This is a genomic window from Kistimonas ophiarachnellae (assembly GCF_057552235.1).
The window spans coordinates 1-205 of the sequence record NZ_BAAJPA010000108.1; the positions used below are offsets into that span (position 1 = coordinate 1).

Sequence of the window (205 nt, forward strand, 5' to 3'; positions counted from 1 at the left end):
ACCCCCATCTTCCACTGCCGAATTTACACTGACAAGCTCAGCTACCGGCTGACTATTGGAGCCGCTGACGGTGATCGTCGCGGTGGCTGTTGACGTCACACCATCATCATCACTCATGGTATAGCTGACAGTTACCGTGGCGCTTTCGCCGATGGCCAGGTAATCAAAATCACCCGCAGGATTGAATTCCAGTCGATTATTAACG

At 52.2% G+C, this 205-nt stretch carries 1 protein-coding gene; it reads right to left on the minus strand.

Annotated elements, in window-relative coordinates:
* A partial coding sequence (locus tag AC27K1_RS21855; protein ID WP_487152906.1) for a VCBS domain-containing protein occupies nucleotides 1-205 on the minus strand: 205 nt, incomplete at both ends.